The 16,787-nt window shown below is 71.6% G+C and carries 17 protein-coding genes; 7 read left to right on the plus strand and 10 right to left on the minus strand.

The genetic code is table 11. The features are described from left to right. The first annotated feature begins 56 nt into the window (after positions 1-56). The 3 genes from LIV37_RS29210 to bla all read left to right on the plus strand — a co-directional run bounded on the left by LIV37_RS29210 (position 57) and on the right by bla (position 2,995). The gene (locus LIV37_RS29210) at positions 57-1,340 is read left to right on the plus strand and encodes a thymidine phosphorylase (protein ID WP_020870692.1); all 1,284 of its coding nucleotides are present in this window, start codon (positions 57-59) and stop codon (positions 1,338-1,340) included. Positions 1,341-1,456: 116 nt separating this feature from the next. Then, positions 1,457-1,918, plus strand: coding sequence for a pyridoxamine 5'-phosphate oxidase family protein (locus LIV37_RS29215; protein WP_121824378.1), 462 nt, complete (start codon positions 1,457-1,459; stop codon positions 1,916-1,918). A gap of 186 nt (positions 1,919-2,104) precedes the next feature. Next, positions 2,105-2,995 (plus strand): class A beta-lactamase, encoded by an 891-nt coding sequence (gene bla / locus LIV37_RS29220; RefSeq protein ID WP_121825194.1) that lies wholly within the window; start codon positions 2,105-2,107, stop codon positions 2,993-2,995. An 18-nt stretch (positions 2,996-3,013) separates the two neighbouring features. Here bla and LIV37_RS29225 read toward each other — a convergent pair whose 3' ends face one another. Beyond that, the gene (locus LIV37_RS29225) at positions 3,014-3,967 is read right to left on the minus strand and encodes a LysR family transcriptional regulator (RefSeq protein ID WP_020870695.1); all 954 of its coding nucleotides are present in this window, start codon (positions 3,965-3,967) and stop codon (positions 3,014-3,016) included. Positions 3,968-4,059: 92 nt separating this feature from the next. Between LIV37_RS29225 and LIV37_RS29230 the strand changes: the two genes are divergently transcribed. Continuing rightward, entirely contained in the window at positions 4,060-5,409 is a 1,350-nt protein-coding gene (locus tag LIV37_RS29230) for an MFS transporter (protein ID WP_121824377.1), read from the plus strand. Between the two features lie 661 nt (positions 5,410-6,070). Here LIV37_RS29230 and LIV37_RS29235 read toward each other — a convergent pair. After that, positions 6,071-6,835, minus strand: coding sequence for an alpha/beta hydrolase (locus LIV37_RS29235; RefSeq protein ID WP_121824376.1), 765 nt, complete (start codon positions 6,833-6,835; stop codon positions 6,071-6,073). Positions 6,836-6,938: 103 nt separating this feature from the next. Here LIV37_RS29235 and LIV37_RS29240 point away from each other — a divergent pair, with 103 nt between their 5' ends. Both LIV37_RS29240 and LIV37_RS29245 read left to right on the plus strand, forming a co-directional pair. Beyond that, the gene (locus tag LIV37_RS29240; protein ID WP_020870698.1) at positions 6,939-8,105 is read left to right on the plus strand and encodes an adenosine deaminase; all 1,167 of its coding nucleotides are present in this window, start codon (positions 6,939-6,941) and stop codon (positions 8,103-8,105) included. A gap of 124 nt (positions 8,106-8,229) precedes the next feature. Next, entirely contained in the window at positions 8,230-8,472 is a 243-nt protein-coding gene (locus LIV37_RS29245) for a hypothetical protein (RefSeq protein WP_020870699.1), read from the plus strand. Positions 8,473-8,581: 109 nt separating this feature from the next. Here the strand turns inward: LIV37_RS29245 and LIV37_RS29250 are convergent, their stop codons facing one another. The 5 genes from LIV37_RS29250 to afsQ1 form a co-directional block, all read right to left on the minus strand. Further along, complete coding sequence (locus LIV37_RS29250) at positions 8,582-8,785, minus strand: PspC domain-containing protein (protein WP_020870700.1); 204 nt, start codon at positions 8,783-8,785, stop codon at positions 8,582-8,584. Between the two features lie 60 nt (positions 8,786-8,845). Then, complete coding sequence (locus tag LIV37_RS29255; RefSeq protein WP_020870701.1) at positions 8,846-9,421, minus strand: VanZ family protein; 576 nt, start codon at positions 9,419-9,421, stop codon at positions 8,846-8,848. Between the two features lie 113 nt (positions 9,422-9,534). Further along, positions 9,535-10,149 carry a hypothetical protein gene (locus LIV37_RS29260; protein WP_020870702.1) on the minus strand — a complete coding sequence of 205 codons (615 nt, stop codon included), beginning with the start codon at positions 10,147-10,149 and terminating at the stop codon, positions 9,535-9,537. Continuing rightward, complete coding sequence (locus tag LIV37_RS29265; RefSeq protein ID WP_243146280.1) at positions 10,146-11,633, minus strand: sensor histidine kinase; 1,488 nt, start codon at positions 11,631-11,633, stop codon at positions 10,146-10,148. The genes LIV37_RS29260 and LIV37_RS29265 overlap by 4 nt, the downstream gene beginning before the upstream one ends. A 136-nt stretch (positions 11,634-11,769) precedes the next feature. Then, complete coding sequence (gene afsQ1 / locus LIV37_RS29270) at positions 11,770-12,447, minus strand: two-component system response regulator AfsQ1 (protein WP_171072689.1); 678 nt, start codon at positions 12,445-12,447, stop codon at positions 11,770-11,772. 200 nt (positions 12,448-12,647) lie between these two features. Between afsQ1 and LIV37_RS29275 the strand changes: the two genes are divergently transcribed. Next, complete coding sequence (locus LIV37_RS29275; protein ID WP_121824375.1) at positions 12,648-13,430, plus strand: SigE family RNA polymerase sigma factor; 783 nt, start codon at positions 12,648-12,650, stop codon at positions 13,428-13,430. Positions 13,431-13,635: 205 nt separating this feature from the next. Here LIV37_RS29275 and LIV37_RS29280 read toward each other — a convergent pair whose 3' ends face one another. The 3 genes from LIV37_RS29280 to LIV37_RS29290 form a co-directional block, all read right to left on the minus strand. Continuing rightward, a complete protein-coding gene (locus LIV37_RS29280) occupies positions 13,636-14,271 on the minus strand; it encodes a nucleoside/nucleotide kinase family protein (protein ID WP_020870706.1) in 636 nt (211 codons plus the stop codon). Positions 14,272-14,355: 84 nt separating this feature from the next. Then, positions 14,356-15,708 (minus strand): MFS transporter, encoded by a 1,353-nt coding sequence (locus LIV37_RS29285; protein WP_020870707.1) that lies wholly within the window; start codon positions 15,706-15,708, stop codon positions 14,356-14,358. An 89-nt stretch (positions 15,709-15,797) separates the two neighbouring features. After that, positions 15,798-16,718, minus strand: coding sequence for an amidohydrolase family protein (locus LIV37_RS29290; protein ID WP_020870708.1), 921 nt, complete (start codon positions 16,716-16,718; stop codon positions 15,798-15,800). Between the last annotated feature and the right edge of the window lie 69 nt (positions 16,719-16,787).

Consider the following 16,787-nt stretch of genomic DNA (forward strand, 5'->3'; position numbering starts at 1 on the left):
CCGCGCCGCCCCGGCCCGCCCGGCCCCCTGAACACGAAAGGCCCCGTACAGCCCCCATGGACGCCATCTCCGTCATCCGCGCCAAGCGCGACGGCACCCGCCTCACCGACGCCCAGATCGACTGGATCATCGACGCCTACACGCGCGGCGAGGTGGCGGACGAGCAGATGTCCGCGCTCGCGATGGCGATCTTCCTCAACGGCATGGACCGGGCCGAGATCGCCCGCTGGACCGCCGCGATGATCGCGTCCGGTGAGCGGATGGACTTCTCCTCCCTGCCGCGCCCGACCTCCGACAAGCACTCCACCGGCGGCGTCGGCGACAAGATCACCCTGCCGCTCGCCCCCCTGGTGGCCGCCTGCGGAGCCGCCGTACCGCAGCTCTCCGGCCGGGGCCTGGGTCACACCGGCGGCACCCTGGACAAGCTGGAGTCCATCCCCGGCTGGCGCGCCCAGCTGACCAATGGCGACATGCTGGCCGTCCTCCGCGACGTCGGCTCGGTGATCTGCGCGGCGGGCGAGGGGCTGGCCCGGGCCGACAAGAAGCTGTACGCCCTGCGCGATGTCACCGGCACGGTCGAGTCGATCCCGCTCATCGCCTCTTCGATCATGTCCAAGAAGATCGCCGAGGGCACCGGCTCCCTGGTCCTGGACGTCAAGGTGGGCTCCGGCGCCTTCATGAAGGACATCGAGTCCGCGCGCGAACTGGCGGCCACGATGGTCGGCCTCGGCAACGACCACGGCGTACGTACGACCGCCCTGCTCACCGACATGTCCACCCCGCTCGGCCGGACGGCGGGCAACGCCCTCGAGGTCCGCGAGTCCGTGGAGGTCCTGGCGGGCGGCGGCCCGGCCGACGTCGTCGAGCTCACCCTCGCCCTGGCCCGCGAGATGCTGGACGCGGCGGGCCTGAAGGACGCCGACCCCACCAAGGCCCTGGCCGACGGCACCGCGATGGACCACTGGCGCCGCATGATCACCGCCCAGGGCGGCGACCCGGACGCCCCGCTCCCGGTGGCCCGCGAACACCACGTCCTCCACGCCGAGTCGACCGGCGTCCTCACCCGCCTGGACGCCTACGCGGTGGGCCTCGCCGCCTGGCGCCTGGGCGCGGGCCGCGCCCGAAAGGAGGACCCGGTACAGGCGGGCGCGGGCATAGAACTCCACGCCAAACCAGGCGACCACATCACCGCCGGCCAGCCCCTCCTCACCCTCCACACCGACACCCCGTCGGCCTTCCCCTACGCCCTGGAGGCCCTGTCGGACGCGATCGGCTACGCCCCCGCGAACACGGAATTCACCGCGGCCCCGATCGTCCTGGACCGCATCGCCCAGGGGTAGGCTGCCTCGGCCGCATCGTTCTGCCGCTCGCTTCATGATCCCCCTTTTCATCGGTCGCCGGGAGTAGGTCTCCCGCCTCATGCGCGCTTTGAGCCTGCTGGCTAAGGTCGGCACTCATGCGGACCCCGGGGATCGTTCGCCGCCAGGCGGCGGAGCGTAGGCGCGACACTCTGGAACGGCTCGTTACCGAGCGGGACGTATGGGTGTCGACAGCACACCCTGATCACGGGCCGCACCAGGTGCCGCTGTGGTTCTTGTGGGATGGACGAGCAGTGTGGATGTGCACCAGTGCCACTTCCGCGACTGCACGGAACGTCCGCGAGGAGCCACGCGTGCGCCTGGCGCTGCCTGACACCTTCGACGTGGTGCTTCTCCAGGGTGAGGCGGAGTGCTTCCTGGACCAGGATGTGCCCGGAGACGCGGCGGAGGCATTCGCCGCCAAGTTCGAGTGGGACCCGCGTGCGGAGGAGGGTTCCTTTCTGTACGTGCGCGTGGCGCCGAAGAGTGTGCGCGCTTGGCGCGGCGAACCGGAACTACACGGCAGAGTCATCATGCGCGCCGGGACGTGGCTGGAATAGCGGCTGTCCCTGACTGACGCCCCTCCCCCCAGAGCTGCGAGAACGGGAATACGGAGGGCGCGCAGGTCGTCGCCTGCTGCCTCCGGGCGTCAAGCAGAAGGACAGCCAGGGAACGCGTCGCCCGACCCGGACATCTTTCGTTGCGAAACGATCAGCGCAACGAGAGGACGTCCTGCTGTGAAGACCATGGGCGCCAGCACATCCCGCCGTGCACTGCTCTCCTTCGGCGCCGGTACCGCGCTCGCCGTACTGGTGCCGACCGGGGCGCGGGCCGCGACGGGGATCCCGGGGCGGATGCGGGAGCTGGAGCGGGAGTACGGGGCGCGGCTGGGGGTGTTCGCGCTCGACACCGGTACGGGGCGGGCCGTGACGCACCGGGCCGATGAGCGGTTCCCGATCTGTTCGGTCTCCAAGACCCTCGCGGTCGGGGCCGTGCTCAGAGATCTCGACCGGGACGGGGAGTACCTAGCCCGGCGCATCCGCTACACCGAGGACGACGTCAAGACGGCCGGGCACATCCCGATCACCGGTACGCCCGAGAACATCGCGAACGGGCTGACCGTCGAGGAGCTGTGCGCCGCGGCCATCTCCTACAGCGACAACGGCGCCATGAACCTCCTGCTGCGCCAGCTCGGCGGCCCCACCGCGGTCACCCGGTTCTGCCGCTCCCTGGGGGACGGGATCACCCGGCTCGACCGCTGGGAGCCGGATCTGAACTCGGCCGAGCCGGGGCGGGTGACCGACACCACCACCCCGCGCGCCATTGGGCGGACCTACGCCGGGCTCGCCGTGGGCCGCGCCCTCGACACCGGGGACCGCGAACGGGCGGCGGGCTGGCTGGTGGCGAACACCACGGGCGACGCGCGCATCCGGGCCGGTGTTCCGGGCGGCTGGACCGTGGGGGACAAGACCGGGACCGGCCGCTACGGCACCACCAACGACGTGGGCATCGCCTGGCCCACGGACCGGGCGCCGATCGCGCTGGCCGTCCTCTCCACGCGGCCGGAGCAGGACGCCGAGGCCGTCGACCCCCTGATCGCCAAGGCCACCGCACTGGCGGTCGAAGCGCTCGCCTGATCCGTGTGCCGGGCCGGCTTACGTCAGCAGCTGGCCCCGGCGGCTCAGCAGGAACTTCTTGAAGGCCGCCACCGGGGGTGTGTCCGGGTGGCCGTCCAGCCAGGCGACGCCGATCTCGCGGACGGCGCGTGGGGCGGTTACGGTCAGCTCGGCCACTCCGGGGCGGGGGACCGCCGGGGGCGGCAGGAGGGCCACGCCGAGCCCCGCGGCGACCAGGCCGCGGAGGGTCTCCGCCTCCTCGCCCTCGAAGGCGATCCTCGGGGTGAAGCCCGCCTCGGCGCACAGCGCGTCCGTGATGCGCCGCAGCCCGTAGCCCGGTTCCAGGGTGACGAACAGCTCCGCGGCGGCCTCGGCGAGCCGGACCCGGCGGCGCCCGGCCAGCCGGTGGTCGTCGGGGACCACCAGCCGCAGCCGCTGTTCGTCCAGGCGGCGGGCGACCAGGTCGGGGGCGTCCGGCACCGGCGAGGTCAGGCACAGGTCGAGGCCGCCCGCGCGCATCCGCTCGATCATCGCCTCGCCGTAGTTCTGGACCAGTTGGAAGCGCACCCGCGGATGGTCCACCCGGAAGCTCCGGATCAGTCCGGGCACGGTCTCGGTCCCCAGCGTGTGCAGGAAGCCGAACGAGACCCGGCCCGCCGCGGGGTCGGCGTCGGCCCGTACGGACTCGGCGGCTCGGTCGACCTCGGCGAGGGCCCGTTCGACCGAGCGCAGGAAGGTCCGTCCGGCCGGGGTGAGCGCCACCGTACGGCCCCGGCGGGCGAAGAGCGACACGCCCAGGTCCTCCTCCAGCCGGACCATCGCCCGGCTGAGCGTGGACTGGGGCACTCCCAACTCCTGTGCGGCGCGGGTCACATGCTCATGGCGGGCGACGGCGGCGAACTGGGCGAGGCGCGGGGTGAGCGCGGCGGCCCAGGACTCCGCCTCGACATCCGCTGTCACCGGAATGTCGTTTTCGTAACTGATGCGTGACACGGGTGGCCCTGACCTTTACTCATGCGGCAGTGGATTGATTATCGCCATTCCGTGCATTGGACGCATCAACCGTGGTTACGTACGGTCGAACCATGCCTCCTGCCGATACCAGGGCGTCCACCGGGAACCACCGCGTGGACGCCTCCGCTTCGCCGTCCTCGAACCAGAACCAGAACCCGAACCCGAACCCGAACCCGGATTCCTCCGAGTCCGAGCGGATGAGCCCGGGCCACCCCGGCTACCTCCGGATGCGGCTCGCCCTCTTCACCGCGGGACTCGCCACCTTCGCCCTGCTCTACTCGACCCAGGCGCTGCTGCCCGCGATCTCCGACGATCTGCGGGTCCAGGCGGACCAGGCCAGCTGGAGCGTCTCCGCGGCCACCCTCGGCCTCGCGCTCGCGGTGGTACCGCTGAGCGCGCTGTCCGAGCGGTTCGGCCGGCGCGCCATGATGACCGTCTCGCTCACGGTCGCGGTCGTCCTCGCCCTGCTGGTGCCCTTCGCACCGGACCTGGGCTGGCTGATCGGGCTGCGGGCGGTCCAGGGCGCGGCGCTGGCCGGGATCCCGGCCTCCGCGATGGCGTACCTCTCGGAGGAGGTCCACCCGAAGGCGCTGATCGGCACGATCGGGCTGTTCGTGGCCGGTAACAGCGTCGGCGGGATGAGCGGCCGGATCGTCACCGGCTGGGTCGCGGACGCGTGGGGCTGGCGGGCCGCGCTCGCCGCGGTCGGCGTGATGGCGCTGCTGTGCGCGGCCTCCTTCCGGATGCTGCTGCCCAAGGCCCGGCACTTCACCCCGGCCGAGGTGAGCCCGCGGGCGCTGGCCCGCACCCTCGCCGGGCATCTCTCCGATCCGCTGCTGTGCCGGCTGTACGCGATCGGCGCGCTGTTCATGACGGTCTTCGGCGGGGTCTACACGGTCATCGGCTACCGCCTGGTTGCCGAGCCCTTCGGGCTCTCCCAGAGCCTGGTCGGCTCGATCTTCCTGATCTACCTGGTCGGCACGGTCTCCTCGGCGGCCACCGGCAAGCTCGTCGGCAGGCTCGGGCGGCGCGGCGCGTTGTACGTGGCGGTGTCCACGACCGCGGCCGGGCTGCTGCTGTCCCTGCTGAACTCGATCCCGGCGGTGCTGGCCGGTCTGGTGCTGATCACCGCGGGCTTCTTCGCGGGCCACGCGGCGGCGTCCTCGGCGGTGAGCCGTACGGCCAAGACCGGACGCGCCCAGGCCGCGGCGCTCTACCAGGCGTCGTACTACATCGGCAGCAGCGTGGGCGGCGCGCTGGGCGCGCTCGCCTTCCACGTGGCCGGGTGGGGCGGCACGGTCACCATGGGCCTGGTGGCGGTCGGCGGCGCGGCGGCGATCACGGTGTACGCGACGCGGAAGGCGCGGGCCGCGCGGCGCGCGGAGGCCGCGCGGCGCGATCTGTGCGGTGTCCCGGCCTAGCCTCGGCCCGACCCCCTGAAGCCCGAAGGGGCCGCTCCGCCACTGTCCGGCGAGCGGCCCCTTCGCCTACGCGGGCCTGGTTCGTGGGGACTTGGGCGTCCCCGCTCGGTCGGGTGCGGCTTTCGTCTCGCGCCTTCGGCGCATTTGAGCATGGGTCGGGGGGTGCCGGGCGCGGGCCTCGCCGCCGGGCGCCGGACCGGTGGGGCCGAGCGCCGGTGGCGGCGCCGGTAGTCCGGGGCCCGAGCCCGATGCCGGGCAGCCGGGGAGTACCCCCTCTCGAAATCGCGTGACAAATTAGTTGCGCCAGATCAAGCGTTTTCTGGAGGGGTACCCGGAGGGCCGTCCGGGATCGGCTCCCAGCCGCCCGCAGTCCGGCGGGACGCCGGCCATCGAGCACGGAAGCCGCCCCGGCGCCCACACCCACCGGCCCGCCGCCCGGCGGCGAGGCTCGCGCCTCCCACCCCCTGCCCCGCTGCTCAAATGCGCCGAAGGCGTGAGACGGCGCCGCGCCCGGCAGCGAACGCGGAGGTCCAACGCGGTTCCGCCGTTGTTCGTGCGCGGCGCCGCCGTGGCTGGTCGCGCCCACGCGGCGGAGCCGCACATCGACACAGCCCCGCGCCCCTTCGGGGCGCGCCCCCACCGCACCCGCGCGGCCAAGCGCTCAGCGGCCCAGGTTCGCTCCGAAGCCCGCCGCCAGTGGCATTCGCAGGCCCAGCGGCGGGGGAGCCGCCAGGGCGTCGGCCACCGGGCGGGAGAAGCCGGAGTGGAAGAGGGAGCCGAGGAGGAAGTCCGCGGCCAGCGCCTGCACCTCGGAGCGGTGCTGATGCAGCCCGTGCCCGTCGGTGTGCACCTCGAAGCGGCACACATCGCGGTTGGCCTTCTTCGCCCGTTCCGCCAGCCGGTAGGACAGCTCGGGGTCGGTGCGCTCGTCGTTCGTGCCGTGGGCGATGAGTACCTGCCGTCCGACCAGCTGTTTCACCGGCTCGGGTTCGAGCATCTCGTCCGGTGCCGGAAGCCAGGGCGCCAGCGCCACCACCGAGGAGACGGCTTCGTGCCCGGCGGCGCGGAGGGCGGCGCGCCCGCCCATGCCGTGCCCCACGAGGCAGACCGGTATGTCGCCGTAGCGCCGCACCACCTCCTCCACGGCCCACGCCGTATCCGACGCGGCGTCGGCGGCAGCGCCGTTCCAGCCCCGGCGCCGGTAGTGGACGACATGGGCGGCCAGTCCCTCCTCCCGGCCCGCCCGGACCAGCCGCCGGGCCAGCGGCAGCGTGGCGGCCACCGAGAGTCTGGACGGCCGTCTGGTCCCGCTGGGCTCCCCCTCGGGGAGCAGCAGCACCACACCATGTACGGTCGTTCGCGCGGCGGCCGCGCCCATCGGCCGCCCCAGCCGTGCGCCCCGCTCGGGCAACGCTTGCTGAGCCATGGCGACACGATCGCAGAAGGATTGGTGTACTCCACTACCCGTGCGGGTCACTGTTGCGTATCTATCCCTCACGTTCTACGCGCGTAGGGGCTACGCTGCCCAGATGACGAGCGAGCACACCCACGAACCCACCCCCGAACAGATCCACCGCGCCCCCAAGGTGCTGCTGCACGACCACCTCGACGGTGGGCTGCGCCCGGGCACCATCGTCGACCTCGCGAGGGAGACCGGGTACGACGCGCTCCCGGAGACCGAGCCCGACAAGCTGGGCATCTGGTTCCGCGAGGCGGCGGACTCCGGGTCGCTGGAGCGCTATCTGGAGACGTTCTCCCACACCGTCGGTGTGATGCAGACCCGCGACGCGCTCGTCAGGGTCGCCGCCGAATGCGCCGAGGACCTCGCCGAGGACGGCGTCGTCTACGCCGAGATCCGCTACGCCCCCGAGCAGCACCTGGACGGCGGGCTGACCCTGGAGCAGGTCGTCGAGGCGGTCAACGAGGGGTTCCGCGAGGGTGAGCGGCGGGCCTGGGAGAACGGCCACCGCATCCGCGTCGGCGCGTTGCTGACCGCGATGCGCCACGCGGCCCGCGCCCTGGAGATCGCCGAACTCGCCAACCGCTACCGCGACCTGGGCGTGGTCGGCTTCGACATCGCGGGCGCCGAGGCCGGTTTCCCGCCCACCCGCCACCTGGACGCCTTCGAGTATCTGAAGCGGGAGAACAACCACTTCACGATCCACGCGGGCGAGGCCTTCGGACTGCCGTCCATCTGGCAGGCACTCCAGTGGTGCGGCGCCGACCGGCTGGGTCACGGCGTCCGCATCATCGACGACATCGAGGTCGGGGACGACGGCTCGCTCACCCTCGGCCGCCTCGCCTCGTACGTCCGTGACAAGCGCATCCCGCTGGAGCTGTGCCCGACCTCCAACCTCCAGACCGGCGCGGCCAGTTCCTACGCCGAGCACCCCATCGGGCTGCTCCGCCGGCTGCATTTCCGCGCCACCGTGAATACGGATAATCGTCTGATGAGCGGGACGAGCATGAGCGGAGAATTCCAGCATCTTGTATCAACGTTCCATTACACGCTCGACGACATGCAATGGTTCACGGTCAATGCGATGAAATCGGCCTTCATTCCTTTTGGCGAACGTCTGGCGATGATCAATGACGTCATCAAGCCTGGATACGCCGAGTTGAAGTCCGAATGGCTGTTCCGCAATGTGGCCTCCGCATCGGCTGTGACCAGGGATTCCGCGCCCGAGAGCGGCTGAGCGGGCGCATCCGGCACCTGACCCGGGCGGGGCAGCGAAGGCCGTTTTCGGTGTTTGCGGGCAGCCGAAATCCATGGCTACGTTTCCGTATCGGTCAAGCCCCCGTCTCAAGGACAGATTTCTGATGAAGCAGGGAACCCTCAAGACTCTCGGTGTCATTGCCCTCGGTGCCGCCGCCGTCGTCGCCGGAGGCAGCGCCGCGTCCGCGGCGCCGGTCCCTGGTGGCTCCGCGGGCCGTGTCGCCGCCCCGGGGCAGCCAGCCGCGCCCGCCAAGCCCGCCGCCCCCCAGGCCAAGCCCGCCCAGGGCATGCTGGGGCAGCTCCCGCTGGGGAATCTGCCGACCGGCGGCCTCATCAAGCTGGGCTGAACCCCGCCCGGGCACACGGCCGGGCCGCACATCCCGATGGGAGTGTGCGGCCCGGCCATTTCCGTATGAGTACCTGTGCGGGGTTACGCCGCGGCGTAGGCGCGCCGGGTCACCACGCCTCGCGGTAGGCGTCCTCCGCCGGAAGCAGGACCCACAGCGCGAGATAGAGCAGGAACTGCGGCCCCGGCAGCAGACATGAGACCACGAAGAGCACCCGCATCGTCGTCGGGGTGGTACCGAAGCGCCGGGCGAGACCGGCACAGACACCGGCGATCTTCTTGTCGTGGCGGGGGCGGACCAGCGGTGCGGCCATGATGGGCACTCCTCGTCGTCGGGTGGGCTCGGGAAGAGCTGGTTCCCGATGTCCTCAACGCTATGTCCGCGAGCTGGAGGAGACATCGCTCCACGGTGCGATCCCGACCCTGGGAATCGTCGGGGTCGGGGCCTGGGCGCCGTCGTTCCGGGGGAGGGGGGCCGCCCGCCCCCGGTCGGCCCGGCGGCGGAGCCACGCCCGTACGGCGGGGACCACCAGCACGTGTGCGAGGGCGACCCCGACGGTGTTCAGCAGCACCGTGTCCACGTTCATGATCTGCCCGGTCAGCTCGCTGCGCAGCAGCGCGAACCCCATGGCCGCCATCGCCCCGGTGAAGGCCGTACGGATCAGCGAGGCCAGCGGATACGCCTCCACCCGGCCCGCGGCCAGCGGCAGCAGCACCCCGAGCGGGGCGAGCAGCAGCAGCCCGCCCCCGATGGAGCGGGCGGCCGACCAGGGGCTGAGCGCCAGATCGGCGCGGATGGTGGCCAGTGGTTCGAGGGTCGCCGCGGAAACCCAGGGGACGTTCACCGGTCGCAGGGTCAGCCAGCAGACGAACGAGAGGTGTGCCACGAGGAGCACGAAGCCCGCGATGCGGTAGCGGAAGGCGGCCCTGCGGCCGAAAGGACCCTGCACGAAAATCAGGACGCCGCACGCGGGGGTCGCGGTTCCGCCCTCACCCCGCTGGTCAGCACCTTGTTACTGACAAGTCGCCGACCTGGGACGGGGCGGTACCGACAGGTGACGAATCAGGACACCAGCACCCCGGAGTTGACCGCGATCATCGGATTGCGGCGCATCTCCTCGGTGCACTGGTACGCCTTGAGCGGATCCCGCTGGCTGTCCGGGCCGCCCAGCACCACCTTGCCGTCGTCGCCGGCCACCGTGGTGTCCGCGAAGGTGCAGACGATCTGGGCGAGCGCCAGGGACTGGATCTCCTCCGGCGGCCGGTTCAGCCGCAGCGCGCTGTCCGGGTCGCCCTTGGCCGGACCGGAGATCTCCATCCAGTCCTCGACCGCCGTGGAGAACCCGGCCGACACCTCGGCCGCCGACGGCGGCAGCCGCAACTGCTCCAGCAGCGCCCGGGCGACCCGCACCGGCTCCCGGGACGTCTTCTCGTCGCCCTGCCGGGTGGTCCGGCTCACCGACAGGATCCGCGACGAGCACAGCAGATAGATCCGCACGGAGACCCGGCCCATCCCCTCGGCGGCCCGCTCCGACTCCGGCGCCCGGCAGGACGCCCGCGAGGGCGCGGCCCCGGCGTCCACCGGCACCGAGGTGCCCCGTATCCCGCACCCGGCCGCCAGCAGCGCGACCGCGCCGGTCAGCAGGAGGGCGGCCGACCGGGTCCAGCGCGCGCTCATGGCCTGCCCTCCTCGTCCCGGCCCGTGGCTCTGCCGGGGCCCTTGCCCTCGGACTCCTCGGCCTCGTCGGAGGCGATCCGGGAGGCGTCCATCGGCAGCCGCAGTGTGAAGACCGCGCCGCTCTCCGGCGAGTTCGCGGCGCTGATGTCGCCGCCGTGGATATGCGCGTTCTCCATCGCGATCGACAGTCCGAGCCCGCTGCCCTCCGAGCGGGGGCGGGACGCGCTCGCCTTGTAGAAGCGGTCGAAGACATGCGGCAGCACATCCTCGGGGATGCCGGGCCCGTGGTCCCGGACCTTGATCAGCAGCTCATCGCCGTCGGTGCGCACCGAGACCCGCACCGGCGAGCCGCCGTGCTTGAGCGCGTTCCCGATCAGATTCGCCAGGATCACATCCAGCCGCCGGGGATCCAGCCGGGCCACGATCCCGCGCGCCGCGTCCAGCTCCACCGCGTCCAGCCAGGCGCGGGCGTCGATGCACGCCGTCACCTGATCGGCGACATCGACGTCGTCGAGCACCAGCCGGGCCGTGCCCGCGTCGAAGCGGGTCACCTCCATCAGGTTCTCCACCAGGTCGTTCAGCCGCCGGGTCTCGCTCACCACCAGCTGCACCGCCGGAGCGATCATCGGGTCGAGCGAATCGGCCTCCTCCTCCAGCACCTCGGTGACGGCCGTGATCGCGGTGAGCGGCGTCCGCAGCTCATGCGACATGTCCGCGACGAAGCGCCGGCTGGACGCCTCCCGCCCCGACAGCTCCGCCACCCGCTTCTGCAGCCGCTCCGCGGCCCGGTTGAAGGTGTGGGAGAGATTGGCCAGCTCATCGGAGCCGGAGACCTGCAGCCGGGTGTCGAGATGCCCCTCGCCCAGCCGGTGCGCCGCCTCCCCGAGCCGCTGCACCGGCCGCAGCACCGTGGCCGCGGCGGCCTGCGCCAGCAGCGCGGCGCCGATCAGCGCGAGCCCGGTGGCGATCCCCAGCGACCAGGCCAGGGAGTTCAGATCCTGGCGCTCGGTGTCCAGGGACTTGAGCAGGTAGCCGGTCGGCCCGCCGCCGTTCACCTTGGCCCCGCCGACCAGGTACGGGGTGCCGCCCAGCGTGATCCGCTGCCAGTAGAGGTGGTACGGGGCGGTGTTCCCCTTGCCCACCGGGCGCTTCTGGTCCACCGCGCGCCGCAGCGAGGAGGGCACCACATCGAGGGTGAACAGATCCTTGTCCGAGGCCGCCGGGCAGCTTCCGGCGTCCTTCGTCCGGGTGATCAGCAGCACCTCGTACTTCTGGGTGTTGTCCGCCATACGACCCGCCGCCTCACGCAATTCGGAACAGGTGGGGACGGAGGGCAACGGGTCGGTGTCGTCCTTCAGCGACTTGCGGAACTCGTCCAGCGCCGCGTCCTGGGTACGGGTGAGCACCGCGTCCCGGTTCAGCCAGTACGCGATGGCGGACGCGGACACTGCGGCCGTCAGCGCCACCAGGCCGAATACCAGCATCAGCCGCAGCCGGAGGCTGAACCACCGCAAGAGCCCCGCGGCCCAGCCCCGGGCCCGACCGGGCTCGTCGCTCACTGCGCTCAATTCCGTACTTCTCCGCCCCCGTGCGCGCGGCACACCGTATTGCTCACCGTGCTCACTGTGGCGTGTCCAGCCGGTACCCGACCCCACGCACCGTACGGATCAGGGTCGGCGACGACGGCACGTCCTCCACCTTCGCGCGCAGCCGCTGTACGCATGCGTCGACCAGCCGCGAGTCCCCCAGGTAGTCGTGCTCCCACACCAGCCGCAGCAGCTGCTGCCGGGACAGCGCCTGCCCCGGACGGCGGCTGAGCTCCAGCAGAAGCCGCAGCTCAGTGGGGGTGAGCTGGAGATCCTCGCCGTTCTTGGTGACCGTCATGGCCGCGCGGTCGATCAGCAGATTGCCGAAGGCCGCGGAGTCATTGGCCTCCCGCTCCCCGCGCCGCAGCACCGCGCGGATCCGGGCGTCCAGCACCCGGCCCTGCACGGGTTTGACCACATAGTCGTCGGCACCGGACTCCAGGCCGACCACGACGTCGATGTCATCGCTGCGCGCGGTCAGCAGGATGATCGGCAACTGGTCGGTACGGCGGATCCGGCGGCACACCTCGAAGCCGTCGATCCCGGGCAGCATCACATCGAGCACGATCAGATCCGGCCGCTGCTCACGCAGCAGTTTCAGGCCGTCCTCGCCCGTCGCCGCGGTCGCCACACGGTGGCCCTGGCGAGACAGCGAGAGTTCGAGGGCCGTGCGGATGGCGTCGTCGTCCTCGATCAGCAACAGGAAAGGCACGTTGGTCATTCTGGCCTACAAGGGGCCTGTAGTTCGACCGTCAGGGGTTTATCGGTCCGATCGCCTGTGACGAGCCTGTGACAGTCGACAGACACCCCCATGAAACTGGCCCGGCAAAGTCTTCTGTGCACCGGGCGGAACACACCGGCCGGGGCAGCCAGAAGCCAGACCGACCAGGCTCCATCGACGGGGGGCGCGAAATGAGCACACTGCACTTCTCCACCACCAGCGCAGTTCGCACACGCCTCCACGACGCCGGGCGGGGCAATGAGAAGTCCGGTGCCGTGAGCGGGCGGGGGTGCGCTCGCGGCGCCGGGCGTCAGCGGCCTCCTTACATGGTGGCCATTGACGCGATCACGGGGGACCAGGAGGCCGGTAACGGCCTCGGGGGGGACAACGGGGGACCGGGGGGCCACGGGGGAGGCTCGTACGGGGAGGCAGAGGGGGAGCGGCGCACCACGTCGGAGGCGGAGTTCACCGCCTATGTCCAGGAGCGCCGCGCCTCCCTGTACGCAACCGCCTACCACCTGACCGGGGACCGCTTCGAGGCCGAGGACCTGCTGCAGAGCGCGCTGTTCTCGACCTACCGGGCCTGGGACCGGATCAGCGACAAGGCGGCGGTCGGCGGCTATCTGCGCCGCACCATGACCAATCTGCACATCAGCGCCTGGCGTCGGCGGAAGCTCAACGAGTACCCGACGGAGGAGCTGCCGGAGACGGCCGGCGACCACGACGCGATGCGCGGCACCGAACTGCGCACCGTGCTGTGGCAGGCCCTGGCCCGGCTCCCCGAGCTGCAGCGCACGATGCTGGTGCTGCGCTACTACGAGGGCCGGACGGATCCAGAAATCTCGGACATCCTGAACATCAGCGTCGGAACGGTCAAGAGCAGCATCTGGCGCTCGCTGCGCCGGCTGCGCGAGGACGAGACCCTCAGCTTCGGCCGTGACGAGGAGGAGTCCTTCGGCGAACTGGTCGCCTGACGGTGGCGGGGACGATCGAAGGCGGGGGGAAATCGGGGGATACGGGGGAAATGGGAGGGAGAAATCGGGGGAGCACGGGGGAAACAGGTGCGAGGCCGGACAGCCGAGGGGGGATGTCCGGCCCCGCACCTTTTTTGGCCGCGTGGCCGCGTGGCTGCGTCGGCCGCGTGGCTACGTCGGCTACGTGGCTACCTCGGCCGCGTGGCTATACGGACGCCTTCTGGCCGGAGGCGGGGATCCGCTCTCCCGCCGCCGCTATCCGGCCCAGCGCCACGTCCTTGCCGCACGCGTACGCGCCCAGTGCCGTCTGCCGGGCCACGATCCCGCGCTCCGCGCGCATCAGCCGCCAGCCGCGCCGCAGCAGATAGAGCGCGGGCTTACGGCCCTCCCGAAGATCGCGCAGCAGTCTGCGCCGGAACGTGGTGGACGGGCGGCCGCGCAGACAGATCGCGTCCGCGAGCACCCCGAGGTCGGCGCACCGCCCGACGATGTCGGCGGCGAAGATCCCCTCGGCGATGAAGAGCGGCGACCGCCCGATGTCCAGCGCCTCCTCGCCGACGCGGGCGCTGGTGGCGATGTCGTACAGCGGCACGGTGGTCCGTGACGTACGGCACAGCTCCTCGATGGCCGCGACCGCCGCGTCCGTGTCCCAGGACAGCGGCGAGTCCCAGTCGGCGCCCCCGCCGTCGGGCAGTTGGGGGAGCGTCGGGTCGCCGCCCTCCTTGTAGAAGTCGTCGAGGTTGAGCACGGGCAGCCCGGCGCGGGCCGCGAGGGAGGACTTGCCCGAACCCGAGGGGCCGGAGAGCAGGACGACACGGGCGGAAGGCGGTTGGCTGGTCACGGAACACCAGTGTGACGCATCCTTATCTCCGCGTGACCCCCGCGTGGCGGGCGAGCTGACCGCCCATGTGGCCCCGGCCCGCCGTCAGACGACCGCGCGTGGCCGTTCCGCCGCCGCCGTACGGGCCGGGCGGGTCCGGGGGCCGAAGACCGCCAGGATGAGGGCGCCCAGGAGCCAGGTGCCCGCGATGAAGAAGAAGACGCTCTGATAGCCGGTGCCGTGGTAGAGGGCCGCGATGATCAGCGGCCCCGCGGCGTTCGAGAGCCGCCCGAGCCCGTAGGAGACGCCCGTCCCCAGCGAGCGGCCGCGGGTGTCGAACAGCTCGGGCGAGTAGGCGTACCCCAGCGCCGTGTAGCCGCGCTCGAAGAGGTTCACCAGGAAGCCGAAGACCACGATCAGGACCGGGTTGAAGGTCAGCCCGTACAGCAGACCGCACAGCGCGATCACCGCGCCGAAGGCCACCAGACACCATTTGCGTTCGAACCGGTCGGTGACCAGGGAGGCCAGGAACGATCCGAGCGGCGCGCCCACGGTGGTGAGGGCCACGTAGAAGACCGACTTCTCGACGCTGAAGCCCTCCTTGGCCAGCAGGGTGGGCGCCCAGCTCGAGTAGCCGAAGAAGCCGATGGTCTGGGTCACCCACAGGACGGTGAGCAGCGCGGTCGGCCCGAGGTACTTCTTCTTCAGGAGGAGGCGGGGCGACGCCTTGGCGGGGCGGGTCTCGTCGATCGGCGGCGCGGGCTCGGGGAGCGGGCCCTTCTCGGCGGCGACCCGGGCCTCGATCTCGCCGAGTACCGCATCCGCCGCGTCGTACTCGCCCCGGCTCTCGTGCCAGCGGGGGGACTCCTTCAGATGCCGGGTGAAGAGGACGAAGAGGAGGCCGAGCGAGCCCCACAGATAGACCAGCCGCCAGGACCAGTCGCTGAGCGGTACGACGGCGCTGGCGATGAGGTTGGTGGCGGGGGTGCCGCAGATGCCGATGACGATGGCGTACGCCTGGTACTTGCCGCGTACGGCGGACGGATACATCTCGTTGACGTAGATCACCGCCACGACGGTCATCGCGGACAGCCCCGCCGAGGTCAGCACCCGGAAGACGCCCAGCGAGACGACGTCCCAGGAGAACGCCGAGGCGAGCGAGAAGACCCCGAAACACAGCGTGGTCTGGATCAGCGCCTTCTTGCGGCCCCAGCGGTCGGCGAGGGTGCTCGCGACCACGGAGCCGATGAACATGCCGACGAACGACAGCGAGGTGACGTAGGCGATCTGGTCGACCGTGATGCCCCAGAGGCCGATGAGCTGGGGAGCGGTGGTGGCGAAGGTGTTGATGTCCGCGAACTCGAAGAAGTAGGCGAACGAGACGGCCAGCAAGGTGATCTTGTGGAACCGGGAGATGGGGAGTCTGTCCAGCCGGTTCACCGCGTTGGAGTGCTGCATGGGCGGCCCTTGTCGAAGAGGCGGGGAGGGGGACGGAGCGGGGGATTCGGGGGGAGCGCGCTTCCGGGCGGGGCGGATCGGGATCGGGGTCAGGCGCCTTCGCCGGGCCAGTAGAGCCGCATGGGGTTGTCCACCAGCAGCTTCCGCCGCTGCTCGGCGGTGACGGCCACCTGGGGCACGTAGTCGACCAGCAGCCCGTCGTCTGGCATATGGGCGGTGAGGTTGGGATGCGGCCAGTCCGTGCCCCACAGCACCCGGTCGGGGAACTCCTCGATCGCGCGGCGGGCGAAGGGCACCACATCGGCGTACGGGTGCCGCTCGGCGTTCAGGGCCGGGGGGCCGGTGACGCTGAGGCGCTCGGGGCAGGTCACCTTCACCCACACCTCGTTGCGTTCGGCGAACCGCAGGAAGCGGGTGAAGCCCGGCCCGTCCGCCGGTTCGGTCACGTCCGGCCGTCCCATGTGGTCCACGACGAGAGGGGTGGGCAGGGAACTGAAGAAACGTTCCAGCTCGGGCAGGTCGGCGCTTTCGAAGTAGAGGACGACATGCCAGCCGAGCGGGGCGATCCGCCGGGCGACCGCGGCCAGCGCGTCCTGGGGCGCGGCGTCGGCCAGCCGCCTCAGGAAGGTGAAGCGCACCCCGCGCACCCCCGCCGCGTCCAGCCGGCGCAGCTCGGCGTCGGTGACGTCCGGGCGTACGGTCGCGATGCCACGCGCCCGGCCGCCGGACGCCCGGACGGCGTCGGCCATGGCGCTGTTGTCCGCGCCGTGGCAGGTCGCCTGGACGATCACATTGCGGGCGACCCCGAGGTGGTCGCGGAGGGCGAAGAGGTCGTCCTTGCCGCCGTCGCAGGGCGTGTACTTGCGCTCGGGCGCGAAGGGGAACGCGGCCTGCGGGCCGAAGACATGACAGTGGGCGTCGACGGTGCCCGGCGGCAGGGCGAAGGCGGGCCTGGCCGGGTCGGGATGCCAGTCCAGCCAGCCCGGGGTCTTGGGGGAGAGCGTGCTCATGAGGGCTCCTCTGGGCGGTGGGCGGCCCTGCGGTCATTGGGGAACCCGGGCGGATCGACGGACGCGCGC

This window comes from Streptomyces rapamycinicus NRRL 5491 (genome assembly GCF_024298965.1).
In the GTDB taxonomy this organism is placed as follows: Bacteria; Actinomycetota; Actinomycetes; order Streptomycetales; family Streptomycetaceae; genus Streptomyces; species Streptomyces rapamycinicus.

Coding starts and splice junctions, on each gene's coding strand:
- LIV37_RS29210 (WP_020870692.1), top strand. CDS start 57: ATGGACGCCATCTCCGTCATCCGCGCCAAGCGCGACGGCACCCGCCTC.
- LIV37_RS29215 (WP_121824378.1), top strand. CDS start 1,457: ATGCGGACCCCGGGGATCGTTCGCCGCCAGGCGGCGGAGCGTAGGCGC.
- bla (WP_121825194.1), top strand. CDS start 2,105: ATGGGCGCCAGCACATCCCGCCGTGCACTGCTCTCCTTCGGCGCCGGT.
- LIV37_RS29230 (WP_121824377.1), top strand. CDS start 4,060: ATGCCTCCTGCCGATACCAGGGCGTCCACCGGGAACCACCGCGTGGAC.
- LIV37_RS29235 (WP_121824376.1), bottom strand. CDS start 6,835: ATGGCTCAGCAAGCGTTGCCCGAGCGGGGCGCACGGCTGGGGCGGCCG.
- LIV37_RS29240 (WP_020870698.1), top strand. CDS start 6,939: ATGACGAGCGAGCACACCCACGAACCCACCCCCGAACAGATCCACCGC.
- LIV37_RS29245 (WP_020870699.1), top strand. CDS start 8,230: ATGAAGCAGGGAACCCTCAAGACTCTCGGTGTCATTGCCCTCGGTGCC.
- LIV37_RS29250 (WP_020870700.1), bottom strand. CDS start 8,785: ATGGCCGCACCGCTGGTCCGCCCCCGCCACGACAAGAAGATCGCCGGT.
- LIV37_RS29260 (WP_020870702.1), bottom strand. CDS start 10,149: ATGAGCGCGCGCTGGACCCGGTCGGCCGCCCTCCTGCTGACCGGCGCG.
- LIV37_RS29265 (WP_243146280.1), bottom strand. CDS start 11,633: ATGCTGGTATTCGGCCTGGTGGCGCTGACGGCCGCAGTGTCCGCGTCC.
- LIV37_RS29275 (WP_121824375.1), top strand. CDS start 12,648: ATGAGCACACTGCACTTCTCCACCACCAGCGCAGTTCGCACACGCCTC.
- LIV37_RS29285 (WP_020870707.1), bottom strand. CDS start 15,708: ATGCAGCACTCCAACGCGGTGAACCGGCTGGACAGACTCCCCATCTCC.
- LIV37_RS29290 (WP_020870708.1), bottom strand. CDS start 16,718: ATGAGCACGCTCTCCCCCAAGACCCCGGGCTGGCTGGACTGGCATCCC.